Source organism: Bacillus sp. EE-W1, assembly GCF_009760835.1.
Lineage (GTDB): Bacteria > Bacillota > Bacilli > Bacillales > Bacillaceae_G > Bacillus_A > Bacillus_A wiedmannii.
Map to the genome: position 1 here is coordinate 1 of NZ_WIPE01000029.1, position 11517 is coordinate 11517.

Annotated in this window: 6 protein-coding genes and 1 pseudogene; all 7 read left to right on the forward strand. The window is 33.7% G+C overall.

Annotated features, from left to right (window positions below):
• Positions 1–229: 229 nt before the first annotated feature.
• Complete coding sequence (queG, locus tag GFJ36_RS02315; RefSeq protein ID WP_098230343.1) at positions 230–1372, forward strand: tRNA epoxyqueuosine(34) reductase QueG; 1143 nt, start codon at positions 230–232, stop codon at positions 1370–1372.
• A 44-nt stretch (positions 1373–1416) separates the two neighbouring features.
• The gene (locus GFJ36_RS02320; RefSeq protein ID WP_000260555.1) at positions 1417–2304 is read left to right on the forward strand and encodes an amidase domain-containing protein; all 888 of its coding nucleotides are present in this window, start codon (positions 1417–1419) and stop codon (positions 2302–2304) included.
• A gap of 58 nt (positions 2305–2362) precedes the next feature.
• Positions 2363–2851 (forward strand): tRNA (uridine(34)/cytosine(34)/5-carboxymethylaminomethyluridine(34)-2'-O)-methyltransferase TrmL, encoded by a 489-nt coding sequence (trmL, locus tag GFJ36_RS02325; RefSeq protein ID WP_000538149.1) that lies wholly within the window; start codon positions 2363–2365, stop codon positions 2849–2851.
• 127 nt (positions 2852–2978) lie between these two features.
• The gene (locus GFJ36_RS02330; protein WP_088610253.1) at positions 2979–5048 is read left to right on the forward strand and encodes a sensor domain-containing protein; all 2070 of its coding nucleotides are present in this window, start codon (positions 2979–2981) and stop codon (positions 5046–5048) included.
• Positions 5049–5440: 392 nt separating this feature from the next.
• Positions 5441–7336: a PrkA family serine protein kinase gene (locus GFJ36_RS02335; protein ID WP_000353275.1), complete on the forward strand. Its 1896-nt coding sequence runs from the start codon at positions 5441–5443 to the stop codon at positions 7334–7336.
• A gap of 446 nt (positions 7337–7782) precedes the next feature.
• Positions 7783–8958 (forward strand): sporulation protein YhbH, encoded by a 1176-nt coding sequence (gene yhbH, locus GFJ36_RS02340; RefSeq protein ID WP_046957378.1) that lies wholly within the window; start codon positions 7783–7785, stop codon positions 8956–8958.
• Between the two features lie 129 nt (positions 8959–9087).
• Positions 9088–11517, forward strand: a pseudogene (locus tag GFJ36_RS02345) (NEAT domain-containing protein); the annotation flags it as partial.

Consider the following 11517-nt stretch of genomic DNA (forward strand, 5'->3'; position numbering starts at 1 on the left):
TCGAGAGTTCGATTCTCTTCACCCGCTCCAAATTTTATTAAATGTTTTTCTATAAATTGTGATCAACGCAGTGTTTCGTTTCTAAGATAAACGAGGCATTGCGTTTTTTAATGTTTGAAAAACATAATTGTATGCGAAAATAGAAGTAAAGAATAGTATTCCAAAAGTGAATTGCTAACCAATATAGTCGTTACATAAGGGATGGATTCATCTGAGGAGGCGATTAGGAATGGATTTTGAACAATTAAAGCAAGATATCATTGCGTATAGTAAAACAATTGGTATAGATAAAATAGGCTTTGCTAGTGCCTCACCATTTGAGGAATTAAAGCAGAGGTTAATCCAGCAACAACAATTAAATTATCAATCGGGATTTGAAGAGTCTGATATAGAAAAGAGAACGAACCCACAGCTTCTACTACCTGGTGCAAAATCAATTATTGCGATTGCATTAGCGTATCCTTCAAAATTAAAAAATGCACCATTAAGTAAGCGCGGAGAACGCCGCGGTATTTTTTGTCGTGCCTCTTGGGGACAAGATTATCATCTTGTTTTACGAGATCGTTTGCAAAAATTAGAAGCATATTTAATCGAAAAACTTCCCGATATAGAAGTTAAGTCAATGGTTGATACGGGTGAATTAAGTGATCGAGCTGTTTCGGAGCGTGCCGGTATTGGATGGAGTGGTAAGAATTGCGCTATTATTACACCTGAATTTGGTTCGTATGTATATTTAGGAGAAATAATTACAAACGTTCCCTTCCCACCAGATCAGCCGATAGAAGATCAATGTGGAAGTTGTACAAAATGTATTGATGTTTGTCCTACAGGCGCTTTAATACAAGGAGGACAGTTAGATTCGAAGAAATGTATTGCATTTTTAACACAAACGAAAGGATTCCTACCGGAAGAATACCGCGACAAAATAGGAAATCGTATTTATGGATGTGATACATGTCAGACTGTTTGTCCGAAAAATAAAGGAATGGATTTTCATAATCATCCTGAGATGGAACCAGATCCTGAGTTAGTTAAGCCGTTATTAACACCACTTTTAACAATTAGCAATCGTGATTTTAAAGAGAAATATGGAATTATGTCTGGTTCATGGAGAGGTAAAAAGCCGTTGCAACGAAATGCAATTTTGGCACTTGCGCATTTTAAAGAGGCATCAGCAATTCCAGATTTAATTGGTGTTATGAAAGACGATCCAAGACCAGTACTTCGCGGAACAGCAGCATGGGCACTTGGGAAAATTGGTGGAGATGGCGTGGGCGAAGCTATTGAAAAAGCGATGCAACGTGAGAAAGATGAAGAGGTTCTTCATGAAATGAATCGCGGACTTGAATTGTTAGCGCAGAAAAAAGAGTAGATAATATCTCCCTTCTTCATATTGTAATATGGGAGGGAGACGAAATGGTTGTAAAAATAAATATTGAAAAGCAAGTACAACAATTTTTAGCATATGTAACAGAGAAACGAACAAATGTAGATGGTATTGCTGAAGATTTATTACAAATAGCACAGAGAAAGAAACAATTGTTTCAAAAGCGTAATGCAGAGATAGTGAAAGCAACTGCGGATGTTTCTTTCATGAGACAATTAAATAATAGCAATCATCAAGAAATTGATTATCAAATACATTTTAAATATTTAATTAAGCATAAAGAATTATTTTATATCGAAGAGGAACAACTAAAACGAAGAGTTTGTTTAAATAATAGTCGGGTAATAGGTGATTATGCTATTGAAGTGCCAGAAGCAGTTGGAATGAGTGAGACGTTAGAAAGGGAAGTTACAAAAGAGAAGTATGGTTCTTATCAGTACAACCGTTTAGAGGCAGTTAAATATGCAGAGCGTTGGTGGGATGATCGAAACCCTGTATATCGTAATTTCCCTGATAATTGTACGAATTTTATTTCTCAATGTCTTCATACTGGAGAAGTACCAATGAATGGATATCCTAATATTCGCAAAGGATGGTGGCAAAGGGAGAATCAGTGGAGTTGGAGCTGGGCTGTCGCACACTCTTTTTATTGGTATTTGTCAGGTGCTACAACAGGGCTTCGAGCTGAAGCGGTAGAAAGGCCAGAGGACCTTATTCTTGGTGATGTCATCGCTTATGATTTCGAGGATGATGGTAGGTGGAATCATACGACGATTGTAGTAGCAAAAGACGCAGATGGTATGCCACTTGTAAATGCACATTCAGCGAATAGCCGTCGGCGTTATTGGAACTATGAAGATTCTAGTAAATATACACCACAAATGAAATATAAATTCTTTCATATTATTAATGGGTAGAGATTTTTCGCTCAAGTGGTATAATACGTAGTAGACAAAAAACAGAGGTGAATATCGCGTGGGAGTACATGTTGTTTTATATCAACCAGAAATTCCAGCAAATACAGGGAATATTGCTCGTACTTGTGCAGCAACTGGAACAGAATTACATTTGATTAGACCGCTTGGATTTTCAACGGATGATAAAATGTTAAAGCGTGCAGGATTAGATTATTGGCAGCACGTGAAAGTTACGTATTATGATTCAATTGAAGAATTTTATGAGAAAAATAAAGACGGTGAATTCTTCTATTTAACAAAGTATGGCGAGAAAGCTCATACAGCATTTGATTATAGCAAACGTGAGAAGGATTACTATTTTGTATTTGGAAGAGAAACAAACGGCTTACCAGCTAATGTAATCGAAGAAAATTTCGATCATTGTTTACGTATTCCAATGACTGATAAAGTGCGCTCATTAAATTTATCTAATACAGCAGCTATTTTAATTTATGAAGCATTCCGTCAACAAAATTATCCGGGATTAGATTTAGAAATTGTTTATTAAAAGTCGCCATATGGCGACTTTTTTTCTAAAAATAAAAATAATATGTAATCATACATTTAAAAAAGGGTACATATTCATATAGAATGGGATATATGAATAAAAATAGATTAGACGGGTTGAGATAAATATGAAGGAACAATATAATAATCAAAATACCTTTTTAAGTATGATAGATATGGATTTAATAAGAAGAGGACTATTACATGCTATTCAAGATTTAGTATTTATTGTGAAAGTTATGGATGAGGAAACCTTTAAATATATTTATGTAAATAAGATAGGTATGGATTATGCGAAGCTAGGCGAAGAATGTTATGGAAAAACGTTTGCTGAAGTATTATCAGAAGATACGGCGGAAATATTGCGAGTGCAATATGCAAAAGTAGCGAGCGAAGCGAAAGCACATACCTTTTGTGATGTAGTTAGTTTACCAAAGGGTGAGTTACATTATGAATCTTCACTTAATCCTGTATTCGACGAAGAAGGAGTATGTCAGTTTATTATTTGTATTACGAGGGATATCACAGCTCAGATTGAGGAAAAGGCAGAGATAGAGGAAAAACAAATGTTGTTTAAGTCGTTATTAGAATATAATAATGACTCCATTATATCTATGGATTCTATAGGTAGAATTACATATGCAAATCCAGCAACGTATGAAATATTTGGATATCGATATGAAGAATTACATAATAAATTTATTTTTGAATTTATTAATAAGGAATATGAAAAAGATTTTCAAATTATATTTAAAGGAGCCCTGCAAGGAAGGGCAAAACAAATTGTTTCAAGGAAATATGTTCATAAAGAAGGGTACGAGCTCTATATTTCTTTGAGAACTATTCCGATTATTGTGAACGCCGAAATTGTTGGGGTATATATTGTTACGAGGGATGTTACAAGGCAAGTATTGAATGAAATGCGAACAGAATATTTAGCTTATTATGACCAATTAACAGGATTAATGAATAGAATTTCATGTGCAAATAAGTTAAATGTTTTTTTAAATGATAATACAGAGTTTGCACTTGTTTTTATAGATTTAGATGAATTTCACCTTATTAATGATACTTTTGGTCATAAAGAAGGAGATAAAGTATTACAAAAAGTTACAGAATGTTTAAGCAGTCTTCAAATAGACGGTATGCACTTATTTAGAGAACACGATGATCAATTTGTTATGTTAATAGAAAATATAACGAAAGAACGTGTAGAGATAGTTGCAAAAAGCATACTAAAAAAGATTAGTGAACATTTTGTAATCGAAGAAGAGGACGTCTATTTAAGTGCGTCAATCGGAATTGTAATGGCTCCAACAGATGGAGAGGATGAAAAAATATTATTCCAAAGAGTTGATGCTGCTTTGGAAAAAGCAAAAGAAAAAGGAAAAGGGCATTATCAGTTTTATTGCAGTGGATTAGATTGTGAGCGTGAACAAAGATTTATAATAGAAAACCAATTGCATCGTGCTATAGAAAAAAATGAATTCTGCTTGTATTATCAGCCACAAATGAATATTGAAACGAAAAAAATAGCGAGTATGGAAGCTTTAATAAGGTGGGAGAATAAAGAATTGGGATTTGTCTCTCCCAATCAATTTATTCCGCTAGCAGAAAGAACAGGATTTATTATTAAGCTTGATGAATGGGTAGTAAATGAAGTGTGTCGGCAAATACGTGAATGGTTAAATAAAGGATATGAAGTTGTCCCGATTGCAGTTAATATTTCAGCCAGGCACTTTCGCTCGATTACATTAATAGAGATGATTACACGGGCGTTACATAAGTACAATGTACCAGCTCATCTATTAGCGATAGAGGTTACAGAAGGAGCCCTTATGCATAAAGACATATCGAAAAGGGTATTGCTACAATTAAAAGAACAAAATTTAAAGATTCATTTAGATGATTTTGGGACGGGATATTCATCTTTAAGTTATTTAAAAACGTATCCAATTGATACGTTGAAAATCGATCGTTCTTTTATGGAAGGTATACATGTGGATGAACGTGATACGAATATTACAGCTGCAATTATTCATTTAGCTCATACTTTGGAATTGAATGTAATTGCAGAAGGTGTAGAAAAGGCGGAACAAATACAATTTTTGAAGGAAAAGAATGTGAAGTTTGTGCAAGGTTATTATTATAGCCGACCTTTATCAAAATATGATGTGGAAAATGTGTATTATAAATGATTGATAAAAAAAGTGATGTGCTAAGAAGCACATCACTTTTTTTGTGTACCGGGTTTATCATTGTAACCAGATGTGAAAATAGCTGTAAGAAATGTGAGTGATACACCTAAAATTAATAATAATTTCATACTAATATCCCTCCTATTTTTCAGTTTACGAATCTTAAATATGAATCAAAATGTATGTAAGGTTCTTGGAAGAAAAGAATTTATTTAAAATGAATAGAGGTGTAAAAACTTTAATACCTATATTATACAGAATTTTCTTTGAATTTTGGAGAGAATTTTATAGCACTACTGTATATTTCATTTTGATTTAAAGAATGTTTAAGGACATCCTAGCATACCTTTTATAATAATCCGATTGAACAAGGAGATGGGGGAGGAGCTATAATGGATATTCTAAAAAAGATTGAACAGCATCGAGCAGCAGAAGAACGGTTACAATGGGAAGGTACGTTTGCGGAGTATTTAGAGCTTGTGAAGGAAAGACCATGGGTGGCTCAAACAGCACACTCTCGCATTTACAATATGATAAAAGATGCTGGAATCGAAGAAGTAGATGGTAGAAGAAAGTATAACTTCTTTAGTAATCAGCTATTTGGATTAGAGGATGCTTTAGAACGTCTTGTGGAGGAATATTTTCATCCATCTGCAAAACGATTAGATGTTAGAAAACGTATTTTATTATTAATGGGTCCTGTTAGTGGCGGGAAATCAACATTAGTTACGATGCTGAAACGAGGATTAGAAACATATTCACGAACAGATCGAGGCGCAATTTTTGCAATTAAAGGCTGCCCAATGCATGAAGATCCACTGCATTTAATTCCGCATCATTTACGGGATGATTTCTTTGGTGAGTATGGAGTTAGAATTGAAGGGAATTTATCGCCATTAAACGTAATGCGTCTAGAGCAAGAATATGGTTCAAGAATTGAGGATGTAGTTGTAGAGCGTATTTTCTTCTCGGAAGATCGCCGTACAGGGATTGGTACATTTAGCCCGTCTGATCCTAAATCACAAGATATCGCCGATTTAACAGGTAGTCTGGACTTTTCAACAATCGCAGAATATGGTTCAGAATCAGATCCACGAGCGTATCGCTTCGATGGAGAATTGAATAAGGCAAACCGTGGGATGATGGAATTCCAAGAGATGTTAAAATGCGACGAGAAGTTTTTATGGCATTTATTATCGCTTACGCAAGAAGGGAATTTCAAAGCGGGAAGATTTGCGCTTATTTCAGCAGATGAATTAATTGTAGCGCATACGAATGAAACGGAGTATCGTTCCTTCATAGCAAACAAGAAAAATGAAGCATTGCACTCAAGAATTATTGTAATGCCAGTTCCATACAATTTACGAGTGAGTGAAGAAGAACATATTTATGAAAAAATGATTCGTGAAAGTGATGTATCCAATGTGCATATTGCACCGCACACACTTCGCGTTGCAGCAATGTTTACGATTTTAACTCGTTTAAAAGATCCGAAGCGTCCAGATATTGATTTAATTAAAAAGATGCGTTTATATGATGGAGAAACGGTAGAAGGCTATAATGCGATTGATGTAGAAGAGCTGCAACGTGAATATCAAGATGAAGGTATGAGAGGTATTGACCCTCGTTATGTTATTAACCGAATTTCTTCTACAATTATTCGAAAAGAGGTACCATCTATTAACGCATTAGATGTACTTAGATCGCTCAAAGACGGATTGGATCAGCATCCGTCAATTAGTAATGAAGATCGAGAGCGTTATATGAATTTCATCTCATTAGCGAGAAAAGAATATGATGAAATTGCGAAGAAAGAAGTACAAAAAGCATTCGTGTATTCATATGAAGAATCAGCGAAGACACTTATGGATAATTACTTAGATAACGTTGAAGCATATTGCAATAAATCGAAATTACGTGATCCATTAACAGGTGAAGAAATGAGTCCAGATGAAAAGCTAATGCGCTCAATTGAGGAGCAAATTGGAATTTCAGAAAATGCTAAGAAAGCATTCCGTGAAGAAATTTTAATTCGCATTTCTGCTTATGCGCGTAAAGGAAAACGCTTTGATTATAATTCACATGAGCGTCTTCGCGAAGCGATTCAGAAAAAACTATTTGCTGATTTAAAAGATATAGTGAAAATTACAACATCAACGAAAACGCCAGACGAAAATCAGCTTAAGAAAATCAATGATGTTGTTGCACGCTTAATTGATGAGCACGGCTATAATTCTTCATCTGCGAATGAATTATTACGCTATGTAGGTAGTCTGCTAAACCGATAGTTTGATAACAAAACGCTGTCTCTTGTATTTTGCGGGACAGCGTTTTATTATCCATTTATATGTGTAAAGTGTCATACCTTGTCCAAATGTAATAAATTAAGATACAATTTCATGAATTTATTGTCAATTATTTTTACAATATGCATATGATAGAGTAACCAACCATTCATACGAAAAAAGCCAACACAATACAATATGTTGCAAAGTGTAAATGTGTGCAACTATGCATTGTGTTTCTTTCTTATCAACGGCTGAATATTTCTTTCTAGTATGTGAGTGGCAAAATTTTGTTTAGGATGCTCGGAGTATTATATGAAAAACGTTATATATGTTTATGGGATGAATTTCGATGGGCAGTTATCTTTCATTCTAGCTTGCACAGTATAAAACAAAATTTCTAGCTTACTGTTCATAAGGGAAGACAATTACAGTAAGGAGGGAAAGAAATGGGTGAAGAAAACCAACCAAATTATACGATTTCACAGGAAAACTGGTCCCTCCATCGCAAAGGATATGACGACCAACAACGCCATCAAGAAAAAGTACAAGAGGCAATTAAGAATAATTTACCCGATCTTGTAACAGAAGAAAGCATAGTTATGTCTAATGGTAAGGATGTTGTAAAAATACCGATTCGTTCTTTAGATGAATATAAGATTAGGTACAATTATGATAAAAACAAACACGTTGGGCAAGGAAATGGTGACAGCAAAGTTGGTGATGTCGTTGCGAGAGATGGATCAGGTGGTCAAAAGCAAAAAGGACCAGGAAAAGGGCAAGGAGCAGGGGACGCGGCTGGAGAAGATTATTATGAAGCTGAAGTCTCTATTTTAGAATTAGAGCAAGCATTTTTCAAAGAGTTAGAGCTGCCTAATTTAAAGAGAAAAGAAATAGATGAAAACCGGATTGAACATGTTGAATTTAATGACATTAGAAAGACTGGATTATGGGGAAATATCGATAAGAAACGAACGATGATATCCGCATATAAACGAAATGCGATGCGTGGTAAAGCCTCTTTTCATCCGATTCACCAAGAAGATTTAAAGTTCCGTACTTGGAATGAAGTATTAAAGCCAGATTCAAAAGCTGTTGTATTAGCGATGATGGATACGAGTGGATCGATGGGAATATGGGAGAAATATATGGCACGTAGCTTCTTTTTCTGGATGACGCGATTTCTACGAACGAAGTATGAAACAGTAGATATTGAGTTTATTGCCCATCATACGGAGGCAAAAGTAGTTCCAGAGGAAGAGTTTTTCTCAAAAGGAGAAAGTGGCGGAACGATATGTTCTTCTGTATATAAAAAAGCACTCGAGCTAATTGATAATAAATACTCACCAGACCGCTATAATATTTATCCATTCCATTTTTCAGACGGTGATAATTTAACATCAGATAATGCTAGATGTGTAAAGCTTGTCGAGGAGTTAATGAAGAAGTGTAATATGTTTGGATATGGGGAAGTGAACCAGTACAACCGCCATAGTACCCTCATGTCAGCCTATAAAAATATTAAAGATGAGAATTTTAGATATTATATTTTAAAGCAAAAAGCAGACGTATTCCATGCGATGAAGAGCTTTTTTAAAGAAGAAACCGGAGAAAAAATGGCATAACCCCCTTAAAAAGGGGTTATTTTTTTGTTAACTTTTTATTTTTTTAGTTGACAATGATAATGAAAATCATTATCATTTATTCGAGATATGATTACATTTAGATTTATATATTTTGGAGGAGATGTAAAGTTGAAAAAAAATAAAAGAAAACATATAAATGCGATGATTATCGCTGCGGCGTTATCACTTCCATTTGCCACGTATTCAACGCCTGCTTTAGCGGCAGTAGCAATTGAGGCTAATAAAAAGGGCTATGCTTTAGAAGATGGTACATATGATGCTGTTATGAAAGCATATAAAGATAAAACGAATGAGGAGTCTATGGCAGCTGTTTATATAAAGGATCCTAAGTTAACGATTGAGAATGGAAAGAAAATGGTAACGGCAACGTTAAGTGATAGTGATTTCTTCAAATACTTGAAAACAGAAGATGTTCATACTCCTGGTGTGTTTCATGATGTAAAAGTAATATCAGAAGATAAAAAGAAAAACGGAACGAAAGTGATTCAGTTTGAAGTAGGAGAATTAGGAAAAAGATATAATATGCAAATGCATATTTATATTCCGACAATGGCCTATGATAATAAATATCAAGTGCAGTTTGAAGTAAATGCTTTAAATTTAGAAAATAATGTTCCAGAAAAGCAAAAGGAAAATAAAGAGGATCAACAGGATGAAGACGGAAATGTAATATTAGATAAGCAATTACAAAGGCATATTAATAAGTATAATTTAAATAGAGAGAATCTAAATACGCCAATAACTAAGGAAGATTTATTAAAAGTTAAATCTTTAATAGTCGTTGAAGCGAAAAGTAAAGGAATACAAGACGTAACTGGTTTAGAATATATGACGAACTTAGAAACCTTAACATTGGAAGAAGTTAAGTTAGAAAATATACAATTTATCTCGAGTTTGAGACAATTGAAATCATTAAGTATAACTTATGGTGAACTTAAAGATATTGGACCTTTGGCTGAGTTAGAACATATCGAAAGTTTAAGCTTGAGAAACAATAAAATCTCGGATTTAAGCCCATTGAGTCAAATGAAGAAGATCAAAATGCTAGATTTAAATAGTAATTATATAAAAGATATTAAACCATTATTTACAGTAACAACTTTAAAGACTTTGACTGTAGCAAATAATCAAATTAGTAATGCTAATCTTGCTGGGATTGAGCAATTGAAGAATGTGAAGAGTTTATCTTTAAGCAACAATGGACTGACTAATATTGAACATATTACACCAATGAAAAAGTTAGTAGAGTTAGATCTTTCTAAAAATGAATTAGAAAACATCGAACCTGTATCAAGATTGTCTACCGTACAATCACTTAATTTAGAAGAAAACTATATCTCAGACATAACGCCACTTAGCCACTTAACAGGTTTATACGATTTAAAGCTAGGGTCAAATGAAATTCGTGATGTTAGACCGGTTCAAGAGTTAGGGAAAAGAATGTACATTGATATTCAAAGACAAAAAATCTTTTTAGATGATGTAGAAAAAGATAAGGAAGTTAAAATACCTATCTATAATTTACAAGGAGAGCCACTCGATACTGTTCAATTAAAGAATGGAGATGGAGTAGTTAATAATGGTTCTGTTAAATGGAGTACTACTGGTGAAAAAACATACGAATTTCTGTTGGATATAAAACCAGAAGAGAATCGTATTAAGTTTAATGGAACAGTAATTCAAAATGTTGTTGAAAGGTTAGATGAAATAAAAGGAAATGATGAACAAAAGGAAAATATAATTCTTGATAAAACTTTACAACAACATATTAATAAAGAGAATTTAGGTAGAGAGAATTTAAACGCTCCTATCACAAAAGAAGATTTATTGCAGATTAAAAAATTAGAGATACTTAAAGAAAAAGGGGAAAATATAAAAGATATAACAGGTTTAGAATATATGATGAACTTAGAAAAACTTACTTTAGAAGGAGTAGGTTTGAAGAATATTGAATTTATCTCAAACTTAGAAAAGTTGAACGATGTGAATGTATCTCATAATCAGATTTAAGATATAACACCACTATCTTCATTAAAAAGTTTACAGTGGTTAAATCTTGCTGATAATCAAATTAAAGATGTTTCAGTTCTTAGCCCAATGTTAGACCTACTCAGTTTAAAATTAGCTGGAAATGAGATTCGTGATGTAAGGCCGTTAATACAATTAGGCCAATGGTTTTCAATTGATGCCGGCAGACAGAAAATCTTTTTAGATGAAGCAAAAGTAAATGAAGAAATTCAAGTTCCTGTATATGATTTAGAAGGAGAAATTATTGAGAATATTAAACTGACAAGTGAGGGTGGAACATTTAATAACCGAGTAATAAAATGGAGTACTCCAGGTGAAAAGGTGTATAAATTTGATTTAGATTCGGATGAAATTAGTATAAGTTTTAACGGAACAGTAATCCAGAATATAGTTGAAAAAGAAGAAGAAAAAGAACCAGCAAAAGAAGTTGAAGAATCAAAAGAAGAGCCAAAAGAACCAGCAAAAGAAGCTGAAGAATCAAAAGAAGAAGTAAAAGAACCAACAAAAGAA